This window comes from Reyranella sp., assembly GCF_017305915.1.
In the GTDB taxonomy this organism is placed as follows: Bacteria; Pseudomonadota; Alphaproteobacteria; order Reyranellales; family Reyranellaceae; genus Reyranella.
The window spans coordinates 49,772-64,623 of record NZ_JAFKJN010000024.1; the positions used below are offsets into that span (position 1 = coordinate 49,772).

16 protein-coding genes and 1 pseudogene are annotated in these 14,852 nt (G+C 68.4%); 6 read left to right on the forward strand and 11 right to left on the reverse strand.

All coding sequences use genetic code 11. The annotated features are described in order from the left end of the window. Positions 1 to 52 precede the first annotated feature (52 nt). The 3 genes from J0J01_RS23250 to J0J01_RS23260 are packed head-to-tail and all read left to right on the forward strand — an operon-like array spanning position 53 to position 2,094. A complete protein-coding gene (locus J0J01_RS23250; protein ID WP_296385045.1) occupies positions 53 to 775 on the forward strand; it encodes a methyltransferase in 723 nt (240 codons plus the stop codon). A gap of 25 nt (positions 776 to 800) precedes the next feature. Beyond that, the gene (locus J0J01_RS23255; RefSeq protein WP_296385046.1) at positions 801 to 1,628 is read left to right on the forward strand and encodes a S49 family peptidase; all 828 of its coding nucleotides are present in this window, start codon (positions 801 to 803) and stop codon (positions 1,626 to 1,628) included. A gap of 7 nt (positions 1,629 to 1,635) precedes the next feature. Next, on the forward strand, positions 1,636 to 2,094 hold the full coding sequence (locus J0J01_RS23260) for a ketosteroid isomerase (protein WP_296385048.1): 459 nt from the start codon (positions 1,636 to 1,638) through the stop codon (positions 2,092 to 2,094). On the opposite strand, the pseudogene J0J01_RS23265 reads toward J0J01_RS23260, so the two are convergent. Together J0J01_RS23265 and J0J01_RS23270 are read right to left on the reverse strand one after the other, a co-directional pair. Beyond that, positions 2,091 to 2,302 (reverse strand): annotated as a pseudogene (locus J0J01_RS23265) (inorganic phosphate transporter); the annotation flags it as partial. The gene J0J01_RS23260 and the pseudogene J0J01_RS23265 overlap by 4 nt on opposite strands. A gap of 119 nt (positions 2,303 to 2,421) precedes the next feature. Next, complete coding sequence (locus tag J0J01_RS23270) at positions 2,422 to 3,354, reverse strand: N-carbamoyl-D-amino-acid hydrolase (protein ID WP_296385052.1); 933 nt, start codon at positions 3,352 to 3,354, stop codon at positions 2,422 to 2,424. A gap of 63 nt (positions 3,355 to 3,417) precedes the next feature. On the opposite strand from J0J01_RS23270, the gene J0J01_RS23275 reads away from it, so the two are divergent. Next, the gene (locus tag J0J01_RS23275) at positions 3,418 to 3,621 is read left to right on the forward strand and encodes a hypothetical protein (RefSeq protein WP_296385054.1); all 204 of its coding nucleotides are present in this window, start codon (positions 3,418 to 3,420) and stop codon (positions 3,619 to 3,621) included. A gap of 247 nt (positions 3,622 to 3,868) precedes the next feature. Here the strand turns inward: J0J01_RS23275 and J0J01_RS23280 are convergent, their stop codons facing one another. The 5 genes from J0J01_RS23280 to J0J01_RS23300 form a co-directional block, all read right to left on the reverse strand. Next, the gene (locus tag J0J01_RS23280) at positions 3,869 to 4,141 is read right to left on the reverse strand and encodes a hypothetical protein (protein ID WP_296385056.1); all 273 of its coding nucleotides are present in this window, start codon (positions 4,139 to 4,141) and stop codon (positions 3,869 to 3,871) included. Between the two features lie 76 nt (positions 4,142 to 4,217). Further along, entirely contained in the window at positions 4,218 to 5,177 is a 960-nt protein-coding gene (gene dapD, locus J0J01_RS23285) for a 2,3,4,5-tetrahydropyridine-2,6-dicarboxylate N-succinyltransferase (protein ID WP_296385058.1), read from the reverse strand. 59 nt (positions 5,178 to 5,236) lie between these two features. After that, positions 5,237 to 5,614: a hypothetical protein gene (locus J0J01_RS23290; RefSeq protein ID WP_296385060.1), complete on the reverse strand. Its 378-nt coding sequence runs from the start codon at positions 5,612 to 5,614 to the stop codon at positions 5,237 to 5,239. Between the two features lie 103 nt (positions 5,615 to 5,717). Continuing rightward, complete coding sequence (locus J0J01_RS23295; RefSeq protein ID WP_296385062.1) at positions 5,718 to 6,545, reverse strand: NAD(P)-dependent oxidoreductase; 828 nt, start codon at positions 6,543 to 6,545, stop codon at positions 5,718 to 5,720. Beyond that, positions 6,542 to 7,255, reverse strand: coding sequence for a FadR/GntR family transcriptional regulator (locus J0J01_RS23300; RefSeq protein ID WP_296385063.1), 714 nt, complete (start codon positions 7,253 to 7,255; stop codon positions 6,542 to 6,544). Before J0J01_RS23300 ends, J0J01_RS23295 begins: the two co-directional genes overlap by 4 nt. 194 nt (positions 7,256 to 7,449) lie before the next feature. Between J0J01_RS23300 and J0J01_RS23305 the strand changes: the two genes are divergently transcribed. Next, positions 7,450 to 7,872, forward strand: coding sequence for a GNAT family N-acetyltransferase (locus J0J01_RS23305; RefSeq protein ID WP_296385065.1), 423 nt, complete (start codon positions 7,450 to 7,452; stop codon positions 7,870 to 7,872). Between the two features lie 22 nt (positions 7,873 to 7,894). On the opposite strand, the gene J0J01_RS23310 is transcribed toward J0J01_RS23305, so the two are convergent. The 4 genes from J0J01_RS23310 to J0J01_RS23325 all read right to left on the reverse strand — a co-directional run bounded on the left by J0J01_RS23310 (position 7,895) and on the right by J0J01_RS23325 (position 12,628). Beyond that, on the reverse strand, positions 7,895 to 8,077 hold the full coding sequence (locus J0J01_RS23310) for a hypothetical protein (protein ID WP_296385066.1): 183 nt from the start codon (positions 8,075 to 8,077) through the stop codon (positions 7,895 to 7,897). Positions 8,078 to 8,422: 345 nt separating this feature from the next. Beyond that, on the reverse strand, positions 8,423 to 9,691 hold the full coding sequence (locus J0J01_RS23315; protein ID WP_296385067.1) for a hypothetical protein: 1,269 nt from the start codon (positions 9,689 to 9,691) through the stop codon (positions 8,423 to 8,425). A 123-nt stretch (positions 9,692 to 9,814) separates the two neighbouring features. Beyond that, positions 9,815 to 11,119, reverse strand: coding sequence for a tetratricopeptide repeat protein (locus tag J0J01_RS23320; RefSeq protein WP_296385068.1), 1,305 nt, complete (start codon positions 11,117 to 11,119; stop codon positions 9,815 to 9,817). Positions 11,120 to 11,401: 282 nt separating this feature from the next. Further along, positions 11,402 to 12,628 carry a Zn-dependent hydrolase gene (locus J0J01_RS23325; protein ID WP_296385070.1) on the reverse strand — a complete coding sequence of 409 codons (1,227 nt, stop codon included), beginning with the start codon at positions 12,626 to 12,628 and terminating at the stop codon, positions 11,402 to 11,404. A gap of 80 nt (positions 12,629 to 12,708) precedes the next feature. On the opposite strand from J0J01_RS23325, the gene J0J01_RS23330 reads away from it, so the two are divergent. Continuing rightward, on the forward strand, positions 12,709 to 14,847 hold the full coding sequence (locus J0J01_RS23330) for a protein-disulfide reductase DsbD domain-containing protein (RefSeq protein WP_296385072.1): 2,139 nt from the start codon (positions 12,709 to 12,711) through the stop codon (positions 14,845 to 14,847). Positions 14,848 to 14,852 lie beyond the last annotated feature (5 nt).

Consider the following 14,852-nt stretch of genomic DNA (forward strand, 5'->3'; position numbering starts at 1 on the left):
CGTAGAAGCCATGTTGCGACACGATGTCGTGAAGCTAGGGTAGGCCCCTAGCATGGAAACCGTCCTGACCGAAGACGCTCTATTGGGCGGCCGCGTGCGCATCCTGCAGTCACGCCGCGGTTATCGGGTGGCCGTCGACGCCGTTCTGCTGGCGGCGGCGGTCCACCCGGCACCCGGCGAGCGGGTGCTCGACCTCGGCGCCGGCGTCGGCGCGGTCGGGCTCTGTCTCGCCATCCGGGTGCCCGCGTGCACGGTCGTCGGCATCGAGTTGCAGCCGGCGCTGGCCGATCTCGCCCGGCGCAATGCCACGCGCAACGGCCTCAGCGAACGCCTGCAGACCATCGTTCACGACCTCGCCCGGCCGCTCCCGGACCTCGGCCTGTTCGACCAGGTCGTCACCAACCCGCCATACCTTACCGCCGCCGTGGCCGACCCGCCGCCCGATCCGAGCAAGGCGCTGGCGACCGTCGAATCGAGCGCCGACCTCGGCCGTTGGCTGGAAGTTGCGGTCGGCGCGCTGAAACCTTCAGGCACCCTGACCCTGATCCACCGCAGCGACCGGATGGAGGAGATCGCCATCCACCTGGTCCGGCTGGGTTGCGGCGCCCTCACCGTCAAGCGCCTGCCGCCGGCCCCGCGCGTGCTGGTGCGGGCCCGCCGCGCGGCGATGCCGTCGGTCGGCGAATCGCCGCCGCTGACGCTGCATCCTCCGCAAGGCGGCTACACCGACGCCGCCGAGGCGATCCTGCGCCACGCCGCTGCGCTGGACTTCTAGCGACCGCGCCGCGACAGTGCCGGCCATGTTGGAATGGTTGAGGAATCGCTTCCGCCGCGGGCCGGTGGTGCCGGTGGTGCGGCTGAGCGGCGTCATCGCCTCGGGCAGCCTGTTCGGCCCGCGCGGCCTGTCGATCGAAAGCACCGCGCCGCTGCTCGCCCGCGCCTTCAGCCAGCGCCATGCCAAGGCGGTAGCGCTCGCCATCAACTCGCCCGGCGGCTCGCCGGTGCAGTCGGCGCTGATCGCCCAACGCATCCGCCTGCTCGCCCGAGAGAAGAACCTGCCGGTGATCGCCTTCGTCGAGGACGTCGCCGCCTCGGGCGGCTATTGGCTGGCCTGCGCCGCCGACGAGATCGTGGCCGATTCAGCCTCGATCGTGGGCTCGATCGGCGTGATCTCGGCGGGCTTCGGCTTCAAGGACCTGATCGCCCGCTTCGGCGTCGAGCGCCGCGTCCATACCTCGGGCGAGCGGAAGGGAATGCTCGATCCCTTTCGCGACGAGAATCCCGACGACGTCGAGCGCCTGAAGCGGCTGCAGGCCGAGATCCATGACGGCTTCAAGGGCTGGGTGCGCGAGCGGCGCGCCGGCAAGCTCAAGGGCGACGAGAACGAGCTGTTCTCCGGCGAGTTCTGGACCGCGCGGCGTGGGCTGGAGATGGGGCTGGTCGACAGCCTGGGCGAGCTGCGCGCCGTGCTGCAGGCGCGCTACGGCGCCAAGGTGCACCTGCCGGTGATCGCGCCGCGCCGCCGCTTCTTCCAGCGCTTCGGTATCGGCGGCAGTCTCGAGTCGATCGGACCCGCGACCCTCGCCGCGCTCGAGGAGCGCGCCCACTGGCAACGTTTCGGACTATAGGATCGCCATGAAGCTGCGCACGCCCGTCGATTCGGACGATCTCGCCAGGGTCCGCGCCTGGTTCGACACGCTGTCGCAGCGCTGCCGCGCCGTCGACTACGAAGGCGCGCGGCCGATCTTCGCCGAGGACATGATCGCCTTCGGCACCTTCACCGACTTCATGCACGGCCGCGAGCTCGCCGAGCAGAAGCAGTGGCGCAACGTCTGGGGCACCATCCGCAACTTCCGCTACGACCTCGGGAAGATCGAGGCGATCGTCTCGGCCGACCGGTTGACCGCGGTCGGCATGGGCGTGTGGACTTCCGACGGCTTCCATCCCAACGGCGACCGCTTCGATCGGCTGGGCCGCACCACCGTGGTGCTGGGCCGCCAGAAGATCGGCGATCCGTTCGTCGCCACCCACACCCACATGTCGCTGTTCCGCGGCACGCCCGACCAGAGCCACGGCACGTTCAGCGGGCCCTAATCGGCAAAGCTCAGGATCGCATACAGGCTGGCGGCGAACAGCACCGAGCCCAGCAGAACGGTGGCCGGCACCGTAAGCACCCAGCCCAGCAGGACGTTGCGCAGGGTCGCGGCCTGAAGGCCCGAGCGGTTGGCGAACATCGCGCGGCGACGCCCGACGACAGGATGTGCGTGGTGCAGACCGGCACGCCGATCACGTCGGCCATGCCGCGCCACCATCGTCTCCTCACCATCTCGAAGCCGAGCGCGAACAGCAACGCGATCACCACGATCGCCAGCAGGCCGGCGCTGATCGAACTGTCGAACAGGAAGGTCACGGGCTCTTCATCTAGGGGTCGACGGCGCCCTTCTGCTCGACGATCCGGCGATAGGCGTCGGGCTGGCGATGGACCGCGAAGTTGAAGGTCGTGCGCTTGTAGCTCTGGCCGGCGTCGAGGTCGCAGCGGTGCACGATCAGCTCGTCGGAGAGGCCGCCGGCGCGCGCCACCACCTTGCCGGAGGGCGCCACGATCATGCTGTCGGCGAGCGAGGGCACGCCCTCCTCGGTGCCGCCCTTGGCGACGCCGACCACCCAGGTGCCGTTCTGGTAGGCGCCGGCCTGCATCGAAAGCTGGTTGTGGAACCACGAATGCTCGTCGTGGTCGGGCGACGGCGCGTTGTGCAGTGGCGTGTTGTAGCCCAGCATCACCATCTCGACGTTCTGCAGGCCCATCACGCGGTAGGTCTCGGGCCAGCGCCGGTCGTTGCAGATGCACATGCCCATGTTGCCGCCGAACGCCTTGAACACCGGGAAGCCGAGATTGCCGACCTCGAAGTAGCGCTTCTCCAAGTGCTGGAACGGCCGCTGCGGCTCGTGCTCGGCATGGCCCGGCAGATGGACCTTGCGGTACTTCGCAACGATGCGGCCGTCCTTCTCGACGATGATCGAGGTGTTGAAGCGCCTGACGCGGCCGTCCTCGTGCGCCAGCTCGGCATAGCCGAGGCAGAAGCCCACGGCGAGCCGCCTGGCCTCGTTGAACAGCGCCGCCGTCTCGTTCGACGGCATTTCCTGCTCGAAGAAGGAGTCGATCTCCGCCTGGTCGGTCATCCACCAGCGCGGAAAGAACGTCGTGAGCGTCAGCTCGGGGAACACCACCACGTCGCAGCCCATGCGCCTGGCCTCGCGCAGGTGCGCGACCAGCCGCTCGACCACGTCGCGCCGCGTGTGGCTCCGCTGAATGGGGCCCATCTGCGCCGCCCCGACCGTCAGAAAACGCGCCATCTCACCTCCCTGCGCCGGGGATAGTGCTGGAAAATGGGGAACCCGCGCCATAAATTAATGACCATGGAAAAGGACCGCTTCCTGGACGAGGTCAAAGCAGCCAACACCGTTGCAATCGCCAACGCAACGACTGCAGCACGCCGGGCCGGTATTCCCTATTTCGAAGCAGACAGCCACTTCGTCTATGCCGTCTATCCCAATGGAGACCGAGCCGCGGTCGAAAAGGTAAAACACGTGGCGCTTCGCACGGACGAAAAGCCTGCGTGACCGACCCGAGACTGGTGCTGATCGGCGGTGCCAACGGCGCCGGCAAGTCGACCTGGCGGCTGTCTACATTCCTGAATTGATTGGTGCGGGCCGCTTCCTGAACGCTGACGACATTGCAAGACGGCTCTCGCCCGAGAACTAGGAGAGAGCCGCCATCACAGCAGGCCGACGTATCGTTCGGGCGCGCCGCGAGTTGCTGGTATCCAGAGTTTCGTTTGCAATCGAGTCCACTCTGGCCAGTCGCAGCCTACTGCAAATCGTCGTCCAGGCGAACGGCGCCGGCTATCTGACACGATTGATCTTCCTGTTCACGGCCACGCCGCAACTCAATGAATTCAGAGTCAAACAAGGAGTGATGCAAGGCGGGCACAACGTCGACACCGACACCATCCAGCGTCACCACGCGCTTGGCCTTCGGTACCTGCCCGAATATGTCGAAGCTTGTCGCGAGGCCATCGTTTTCGATGCCCAGCGCGGCACATCGCACGAAATCCTTCGCAAAGAAGATGACCGAGTTCATGTGGCCGCGCCGGAGGAAATGGCCACACTGCGAGAAGCGGTTGAACTCTCGGGAGGTCGCCCGACGCTCTAAGGGGCTACCCAGCCGTCGCGTGGAGCTGGGGATTGAGCGTGCCCCAGATTTTCTTCCGCTTGATCGCCTCGAGCGCGCCGGTGCGGGAATTGCGCCAGAACAGCAGGCCGGACTGACCCGACAGCTCGCGCGCTTTCACGGTGCGGCCGTCCTCCAGCTTGATCAGCGAACCGGCGGTGACGTAGCAGCCGGCTTCGACGATGCAGTCGTCGCCCAGCGCGATGCCCAGGCCGGCGTTCGCGCCAACCAGGCAGCGCTCGCCGACGCTCACGCGCTCCTTGCCGCCGCCCGACAGGGTGCCCATCAGCGAGGCGCCGCCGCCGATGTCGCTGCCGGCGCCGACCACGATGCCCTGGCTGATGCGGCCCTCGACCATGCAGGCGCCGAGCGTGCCGGCGTTGAAGTTGCAGAAGCCCTCGTGCATCACCATCGTCCCCTCGGCGAGGTACGCGCCCAGCCGCACGCGGCCGGCGTCGGCGATGCGCACGCCGTGCGGTACTACGAAGTCGGTCATGCGCGGGATCTTGTCGATGCCCTTGACGTCGAAGGCCACGCCCTTCACGCGGGCGCGGATGCGCGCCTCCGTCAGGTCGTCGAGCGCGCAGGGCCCAAGCGTCGTCCAGGCCACGGTCTCGATCTTCTGGAACAGGCCGTCGAGGTTGATCGTGTTCGGCTTGACCAGCCGGTGGCTCAAGAGATGCAGGCGCAGATAGGCATCGTGGGCGTCGACCGGCGGATCCGGCAGCGCGGCGATGTCGGTGCGGATCGGCACGATCTCGACCTGGCGCACCTCGTCGGCGCGCGCATTGCCCGCGGCATCGCGCTGGTAGAGCCGCGTCGTCGCCGGCTTGCCGCCGGCAGGAGCCAAATTGGGTTCGGGAAACCAGGCATCGAGCACGATGCCGTTGCGCGACAGGGTCGCAAAGCCTTCGCCGGTCGCGCCGGATGTGATGAACACGCTCATGGCCTCCCTCCGGCGGCAGTATCGCCGGCCGGAGGGAGCAGTGTCACCGTCTAGTAACGCTAGAACTTGATCTCGACCTTGCGGTCGGCCGGGCTGCTGAGGCCGTCCGCCGTCCTGGCGACCGGCAGGGCGGCCTCCGTCTTCACGACGATGGCCTTCGCCGCCACGCCGTGGCGCTGCAGCTCGGCCTTCACCGGTGCCACGTTCTCGGGCCGGCCGATCAGCGTGACGCGCGCGCTGCCCGCCTCGGCGGCAGCCGTCCGCACGGTCGATGCCGCGGTCGGCGAGAGGTGGCCGCCCTTGTCGGCGAACACCAGGAAGTCGCGCTGCGGCGTCGGCACGGCGCTCGCCATCTCGGTCTGCGCCGTCGCGCCTGTCGCGAGCAGGCCGCCCACCAGGACAGCCAGACCGTGCAAAGCGATATCCTTGTTGCGCATGGGGTTGTCTCCTTCTCAATCGGTGCCCCATGCAACGCGGGAAACGAGGCGAAGGAGCGGTAGATCGATCGCTGTTTTTATGACCTTCCCGGGGAACCTTTGCTCAGGGTCCCGCACGCTTCACGTCGTTGGTGAACTCAGCCGAGGTGAAAGTGCCGCCCTGGAAGACGTCGCCGACCGGATCGGGCCCGATCTTCTTTTGCTCGGCCTCGGCATGGGCGCGATGGTCCTCAGCCCTGCCGGTCGGGCGATAGCCGAGCTTGTGCGCCCGGCTGTTGTCCCACCACGAAGCCGCGTTGTCCGACGCGCCGTACATGATCTCGAAGCGGATGTCGGGATGCTCCAGCCCGATCTGGAAGAGCTGCACGAGATCCTCGGGCGAGACCCAGATCGACAGCCGCCGCACATCGAGCGGCTTGTAGCCGACATTGCCGATACGCAGGCAGGTCACGGCCATGCCGTGCTTGTCGGCGTAAAGCGCGCCCAGCGCCTCGCCGAACGCCTTGCTGACGCCGTAGCGGCTGTCGGGCCGCACCGTGACGTCGGTGCCGATCTTGCGCTTGCGCGGATAGAAGCCGACGGCGTGGTTCGACGACGCGAAGATCACGCGCTTCACATCCGCCGTACGCGCCGCCTCGAACAGGTTGTAGCAGCCGATGATGTTGGCGTTGAGGATCTGGTCCCAGCTCCCCTCGACCGAATGGCCGCCGAGATGGATCACGCTGTGCGCGCCCTTCACGACCGCCGCCACCTCCTCCGGCCTGGTCAGATCGGCCTTCACGAAGGTCTCGTTGGCCTGCAGGTCCTTGGGCTCGACCCGGTCGCTCAGCACCAGGCCGGGATAGAGCTTCGCCAGCAGCGGCCGCGTCATGGTGCCGATGCCGCCGGCCGAGCCGGTGAAGACGATGCGCCGCGACTTGTCCAAACTCATGGCTTCGATCCTTCTGCAAGCTTGCGGTAGCGCTCCAGCGAGCGCGTGAGATGATCGCGCATGGCGCGGCGCGCCTCCACCGGATCGGCGGCGACGATGCCGTCGACGATGCGATGGTGTTCGTTCTGGATGCGCTCGAGGTAGGCGCGGCGCTCGACCGGCGTGTCGACCGAGAGCCGCACGCTCTGGCGCGGGATGACGTGGCTGCCGAGGAAGGCGAGGAAGCGCGGGAACTGCGCGTTGCCCGTCGCCTCGGCGATGGCGCGGTGGAAGGCGAAATCCTCGGCGACGGCGCCGTCGCCCGATTTCAGGGCGCGGTCGATGTCGCGCAGCGCGCCACGCACCTGCACCACCTGCTTGCGGCTCGCGCGCTCGGCGGCGAAGCCCGCCGCCTCGACCTCGACCGCGAGGCGCAGCTCCATGACGTCGAGCACGGCGGCGAGGCTGCCGGACGGCGGCGCGGCGATGCGGAACGGCCCGGTCGGATTCTCGGCGACATAGGCGCCCGAGCCGCGGCGCGTCACCACCAGCCCGTCGGCGCGCAACGCGGCCACCGCCTCGCGCACAACGGTACGGCTGACGCCCATGCTCGAGGTCAGCTCCTGCTCGGTCGGCAGCCGATCGCCGGGCGCGAGGCGTCCGCCGCGGATGTCGGCACCGAGCCGCGCGAGGACCTTCTCGGCAAGATTGCTGGAACGCTTGTCCGCCATCGGGGGTGATGCTAGCGCGGCTGAAGTTGTCAGACAACTTTATAAGATGACAGCCGGGCGGCCCCTGCTGGACGAGTTTTTCCGGCCCTACTGCCAGTTCTGCACCAGCATGGCCGCCGCGCTGCGGGGTCAGTGGCGCACACCCGTTTCCGGCCGCTTGTTCCCCGGCAAGTCCTGAGGCATATGCGCGGGCCATGCCGGGAATCGTCCGACGCGCCATCGAGGCCGACCGCGAACGCATCAGCGAGATCCGTTTCTCCGTGAAGGAGAACGTCCTGCGCGACCGCAGCCGCGTCACCCACGACATGATCACCTGGTTCATGACCAACCCGGGCATCTGGCTGTGGGAAGAGGACGGCAAGGTGCTGGGCTTCTCTGCCGCCGACACGCGCGACGGCACGATCTTCGCGCTGTTCATCGATCCTGCGCACGAGGGCCGCGGCATCGGCCGCGCACTGTTCGCCAAGGCGCTCGACAGCCTGCGCGAGGCCGGCCATCGCGAAGGCTCGCTCACCACCCAGCCCGGCAGCCGCGCCGACCGCTTCTATCAAAAGGCCGGCTGGAAGGTGATCGGCACCAGCGAGCGCGGAGAGCGCATCTTCCTCGGCGTGCTCTGACCGGCGGCCGGCCCGCCGCCGGCTAACGCTCGCGACGGACGCTGCTGGCTATCGTCCCGGGAAGGGCCTCGGTCAGTCCCGCCGCGCCGGCCGCATCGTTTTGGTCCGCCTCGAGGCTTGCCTGACGATCCAGCCCGAAGGCCAGCAGGCTCGTCAGGACCAGCGCCACGAGCAGCACGGCCGTCATCGCGACGATGCCCTTCATCACCACATCCATGGCCGGCCTATCCCACGGGCACGCTCGTGAGAAGATGGCGTCGTTTGAGCATGAAAATCTCCGTTCGCCGCCGCTACCGGTGCGGGGCGTCAGTCCTGAATCGAGGGGAAAAGACCGGCCTGGAAGCCGCGGTGTGTCAGACGGTGAAGCGGGCGCAGCCGGGACACGAACGACAGGAGAGTACGCAAACGGACATGGATCGTGTTCCTGTGACGCCTTCACAATTGGCCGCGAGCGCCGCCGCGGTCAATGAAACGTCTCGGTCGCTTTTGCGACGCCGGACGGCATGAAATGCTTCGCCCTCGGCCCAAAGCGCGATCGTCTGAAGGCTTGCTAGTGAAGGACGCGGCCGGCACGGGGCGCAGGCGGCGCCCAGGCGCCGAGCACCACCTCCGCAACGACGTCGAGCGGCGTCGATTGGCGCACTCGACGGCGCACCGCCCCGCCAGGATTGAAATGGGCGACTGGTGTTTCGAACGCCGTCGGCAGGATCGCAAATCCCAGCACGTGATCGGCCTGCGTGACGAGCGCCGGATCGGTGCGCAAGGCGACCTCACTGGCCAGACCGGCCTTGGCATCCTTCCAGCCAAGCGCCTCGACTTCCGCCGAGCCGCCGCCCGCCCAATCCGCCGTCCCTTCGATCACCTCGATCGCGTCGAGACAGGCGCGCCGGACGAACGGCGATGGCGTGGAAGCCGCATCGGCCAGTCGCTGCAGGACGCGCAACTCTGCCGCGATCGCCGGCGCCAGTGCCGGATTTCCCAGGGCGATCGCCGCCAGGCCGAACAAGGCGTCGAAGGCCTTGAAGGGATGCGGCGCCGCTTCAAGCTTCGCGAGATAGCACGCCACGACCGGCTCGCCGAAAGCCGCTGCGGAACGGGCGGCGCAGGCCGCGAGCCACGTCGTGCGTTCGCGCAACAACGTGAAGCTCGGCGTCCAGTTCACCCAGTCGAACTGGCGCGCCATTTCGCCGAGCCACGGGCTCGCCGCCGCATCCGAGGCAAGCAGGAAGAACTGCGCGGCGGCGTGCATCCGCTGCCAGTACTGACGCAGCAGGTGCGACGGCACCGGCATTCCGGCATGAAGGCTCGGCACGATATGCGCGCGCAGCAGGTCGAGCGTGACGGCAATGGAAGCCGCCGTCTTGTAGGCCACCTGCTCGAGCGCGGGGGCCCACGGCAAGAGCGCCGCGAACTCCTGCCGCGAAGGCGTCTCTGCCGGCCCCAGCAAAGGGCCAATGAGCTTCGTCGCATCGGCCAATGCCGTCGATCGGGCAAGGGCGCCCGCCATCGCGCGCGCGACGGTCCGACCGTTGGCGCGAAGCGTCTCCCCTTCCACCAGGGCAATGCCCTCCGACTTGTGCCTCGCCGCCACGACACGGTCGGCCTCCACGGTCAGCCAGACATCCTGCCCGGGCTGGCTGACGGCGAAGGCGGACCCTGCTGTGGCGCCCGCCAGGCCCCGCAACTCTTCCTTCAGGCCGCGGTCGGCGCCCATCGCCAAGGCGACGGCCAACATGCGCGTGATCTCGGTGTCGCCGACCCTGTCGCGCAACTCCTTGGCCCGGAAGGTCTGCCGCTCGTTCGCCTGCATGATGCTCATGCATCGAAGATCGATCCGGCCTGGCTGGTCGTAAATGATCGGGAAAACCAAAGTGACGGCGTCACGAGGAAACGCTTCCTGCGCGCCGCCTGGTGACGGGCAAAATCTTCCGTCGCGCGACCTTCACCGCATCGCTGCGGCGCCCACGACAGGAATGCCGGAAGCACCCGGCCTCCTGCTGCCGAGCAGATCGCGTGCCTCGCCCGGCCGGTTGGCGCCGAGATAGGCCCGCAGCAAGGTGAAGTCGATCAGGTCGTGTTGCGCGCGGCTGCCGCCGATGCGTTCGTTCTCGCCGGCGAGCGGCGCAAGCGCCTCGATCGCCGCGGAAAAATCGCCATGCGCGAACGCGGCGAAGCCGGGCGCCAGCGCAGGGAGATAGGAGCCGGAGGGGTATCGCCCCTCAGGGGCCAGGGCTTCGATCTGGCGGGCCCGCGTGTCGGGCCCGGCCGCTTCGCGCGCGACGGCCTCCGCCAGGATGACATGCAGGTCGGCCAGCGCGCTGCCCGGCCGCGGCAGCGCGCTCTTTGCGTAGGCATGCAGCGCAGCCCAGGCCGCGGCGTCGCGCGGATGGCCGGCGAGTTCGGAGCGCCACAGGAAAGCGGCGCCATCGGAGACCTTCTGCTGCGGTCCGCCGCTGTGCCGGTCGAGCACGATGGCGTCGCGATAGAGGCGTGACGCCTCCGTCCAGTCGCCGGCCTGGATCTCGAACAGCGAGAGATGCCAGCTCAGATGGCCGTGGAAGAAGCCATCCCGCGGGTAGGTCGTGAGCCACGCGGAGAGAAAGCGACGCCCCGCATCGAGATCGCCGCTCTCGTAGCAAATGTGGGCGAAGCCATGCGCGCCATGCGCGTTGTTCGGGTGCGCCGCCACCGACCGCTCGATCTTCTCGCGCGCCGGCCCCAGCCGCCCATCCTCGGAGAGCGCCATGGCGTGATAGGAGACGAACCAGGAATCGTCGCCATAGGCCGGGGCCAGGCTGTCCATCAGCTCGGCGATCTGGCGCTTCTGCCCGAGCCGGCCGGAGCTGCCGATCAGGCCGTTGGGATTCGCGGCCGTGTTGACGACCAGCGCGTCGCGCGGCCACGCCGCGAGGTGCTTGTACAAGGCCGCGAGCGCCGCCTCGGTCCGGCCCGCGAACACCAGATCGAAGAACGCGATGTGACTGGCCTCGCGCTCGGACACGCCCGCCGCCAGCGCCTTGGCGCCCGCCAGGGCCTCGCGCGCCGCCGCGGCGTCGCCCTGTCTCAGCAGGATCTGCGCCTTGCCGGCATGGGACATGGCAAAGCCGGGATCGGCGGCGATCGCCCGGTCATAGGCCTCGATGGCGCCCGGGTAGAAGGTCAGCGCCAGACCGGAGGCCTCGACGTAGGCATCCCGCGCGGCGGCCGACGCCGTGGTCAAGTCAAGGCCGTAGCGATCCTTCAGCATGAGCCGTTTTCCCCCCGCGGGTTGCGAACAAAGATCGACAGGAATTTACTCTCAGGCGTTGGCCACAACCAGCCGTCGCTTGCCGGGGAAACACACGGAAATTCGCCGGTCGCCTCGCCCGCGCGGGTGCGAATCGCGTCCTGTCAACCCGCATGCTGCCGATCGCGATCGATTCGAATCCGATGCCGTGCCGACGGCGATCGCCTCGGCGCGGTACAATGCCGGCCATGCCATCCGAAGCCTCGCCTCACGAGTCTGAGACGGTCGGGACTCGCCGGACTCTCAGGACTCGGCCAGCTCGAGCATCAGGTTGAGCAGCACCTCGGCGCCGACCGCGAGGTCGGCCGCCTCGGTGTGCTCCTTGACGTTGTGGCTCAGCCCCGCGACCGAGGGCACGAAGATCATCGCCGTGGGGCAGATGCGCTGCATCATCTGCGCGTCGTGGCCGGCGCCCGACGGCATGCGCCGCGTCGACAGCGCAAGAGCCTTGGCATGATGCTCGACGCGGTCGACCAGGCCGCCATCGAAGATCACCGGCTCGAAGCGCGCCAGCACCTTGGCCTCGACCTCGACCCGCTCGGCCGCCGCGACCTCGGCGATGTGCGCAGCGACCTTCGCCTCGGCTTCCTTCAATTTGGCCTCGTCGGTGTTGCGCAGGTCGACGGTGAAGACGCAGCGGTTGGGCACGACGTTGATCAGGTTGGGCCGCAGCGCCAGCGAGCCGACGGTCGCGACCTGGTGGCCGCCCATCTCCCAGGCAAGCTTGCGCGCGAACAGGTTCACCGAAGCCGCGAGATAGCCCGCGTCGCGGCGCAGGCGCATCGGCGTCGTGCCGGCGTGGTTAGAGACGCCGGTGACGGTGTACTCGGTCCACGAGATGCCCTGGACACTCTCGACCACGCCGATCGTCACCTTCTCCTCGTCGAGGATCGGCCCCTGCTCGATGTGCAGCTCGAGGAAGGCGTGCGGCTTCAGAGCGCCCGGCTTGGTCGCCCCGAGATAGCCGATGCGCCGCAGCTCGTCGCCGACCGCGACGCCGTCCTTGTCGGTCGCGGCATAGGCTTCGTTGAGGCGGAGGCCGCCGGCATAGACCAGGCTGCCCATCATGTCGGGCGTGAAGCGCGCACCTTCCTCGTTGGTGAAGACGGCGACGGCAATCGGCCGGCGCGTCGTGACCTGCGCCTCGTTCAGCGCGCGCACGACCTCCAGCCCGGCGAGGACGCCATAGTTGCCGTCGTAGCGGCCGCCGGTGCGCACGGTGTCGATGTGGCTGCCGGTCATCACCGGGGCGGTATTCTCGCGCCCGGCGCGCAAACCGACGACGTTGCCGATGGCATCGATGCGCACCTCGAGGCCGAGATCCCTCATCCAGCCGGCCACCAGGTCACGGCCGGCCTTGTCCTCGTCAGTGAGCGCGAGCCGCGCGCAACCGCCGCCCTCGATGGCCCCGACGCGGGCCAGAGTATCGAGCGTGTCCAAAAGATGGCGGGCGGAAAGAGTTGGTGTCATGACACAGGCACCCTATCACGGCCCGGTGATCCGTCTTGGCTTGCCAGAACGTACCGGCAGGGTCACTTAAGGGCGTGATCATGGCCCGTTTGCTTGCTTTCCTGCTCGCCCTCGTCGTCGCCGGACCTGGGTTCGCGCAGTCGTCCCCGCCGGCGTCCGTGGTGAAGACGGAGAACATCCGCGCCGAGCTGGTTTCCGAGGTTTCCGAGGTTTCCGCCGGCCAGCCGTTCTGGGCCGGCCTGCGGCTCACCATCCGGCCGAAGTGGCACACCTATTGGAAGAACCCCGGCGATTCGGGCCTGCCGACCGAGATCAACTGGAAGCTCAGCGGCGCCAAGGCCGATCCGATCGTCTGGCCGGCGCCCAGCTTCTTCAACATCGGCGGCGTCATCAACTACGGCTATCACGACGATGTCCTGCTGCTGACCAGGATCACGCCGGCCGCCGACGCGTCGGGCCAGCTCGCGCTCAACGCCGACGCCACCTGGCTGGTGTGCGAGGACGTGTGCATTCCCGAAGAGGGCAAGTTCACGCTCATCCTGCCGGTCGGTTCGTCGAAGCCGGCCGATGCCGATACCCGCGCGCTGTTCGACAAGGCGCGCCGTACGGTACCGACGGAGAGCCCGTGGCCCGCGCGCTTCGGGCTCTCGAAGGCGGGCGATCCGACGCTCGAGGTCGCGGCCAAGGGGCTGAAGCCCGAGACGATCCGCGACGCCTACTTCTTCCCCGCCGAATGGGGACCGGTCGCCAACATGGCGCAGCAGAAGGCTGTCGTGACGGCGAACGGCATCACGATTCCGCTGAAGAAGGGCGACGCCAAGGCCGATACCTCGGCCAAGGCCGCCGCCCCGCAGCAGATCGCGGGCACGCTGGTGCTGACCGAGAAGACCGGCGACGGCGAGCAGCGCCAGGCCTTCGACGTCACCGCCAAGGTCGATCCCAATTTCGTGCCGGCATCGCCGCTGTCGGCGAGCGGCGGCGAATCGATCTCGCTGGTGCAGGCGCTGCTGTTCGCGCTGCTGGGCGGCCTGATCCTGAACCTGATGCCCTGCGTGTTCCCGGTGCTGGCGATGAAGGCGGCGGCCTTCGCGCGGCTGGCCGGCCACGAGTGCAGCGCGATGCGGCGCGATGGTCTTGCCTATACCGGCGGCGTGCTGGTCGCCTTCGCGGCGATGGCCGCGGTCGTGGTCGCGATCCGCTCGAGCGTCGGCGACGTGAGCTGGGGCTTCCAGTTCCAGTCGCCGATCTTCTCGCTGCTGATCGCCTACCTGTTCTTCGTCGTCGGCCTCAACCTCGCCGGCGTGTTCGAGATCGGCGGCAGCTTCGCCTTCGGTCAGGGTCTGACCGCAAAGCGCGGCGTCACCGGCGCCTTCTTCACCGGCGTGCTGGCGGTCGTCGTGGCGACGCCCTGCACCGCGCCGTTCATGGCGGCGGCGCTGGGCTTCGCGCTCAGCCAGCCGGCGCCGCAGACCGTGGCCGTGCTGCTCGCCATGGGCGTCGGCCTCGCCCTGCCTTATCTCGCGCTGTCGATGACGCCCGCGTTGCAGCGGCTGATGCCGCGGCCCGGCGTATGGATGGACCGGCTGCGCCAGTTCCTGGCCTTTCCGATGTTCGCGTCGGCGGTCTGGATGATCTGGGTGTTGACTCAGCAGACCGGTCCGGACGGCGTGATCTATGCGCTGGGCGGCATGGTGCTGATCGGCTTCGCGATCTGGCTGCTGCGGCTCAGCTCCCCCGGCTCGATCGGCACCTGGGTGCGGCGCGGGCTGGCCGCCGCCGCGGTGCTGCTGGCGCTGGGTGCCGTGCTCAAGCTGGAGGATGGCCCGGCGACGGCGGCGTCGGCCGCGGGCGGCCCCTCGCAGGGCGTCAATTTCGAGGGCTGGGAGAAGTTCTCGCGCGCGCGCATGACCGAGGCCGCAGCGGCCGGCAAGCCGGTGTTCGTCGATTTCACCGCCGCCTGGTGCATCACCTGCCTGGTCAACGAGCGGGTGGCGCTGGAAACGCCGGCGACCCGCAAGGCGTTCGAACAGACGGGGACCGTGAAGCTGAAGGGCGACTGGACCAACCGCGATCCCGAGATCACGTCCTTGTTGAAGGAACTGGGCCGCGCCGGCGTGCCCTTGTATCTCTATTGGGCACCGGGCGCCGAACGCCCCAAGATCCTGCCGCAGGTGCTGACCGAAGCGGCGATCCTCTCCGAACTGCACGCCAGGCGCTAGGAGGT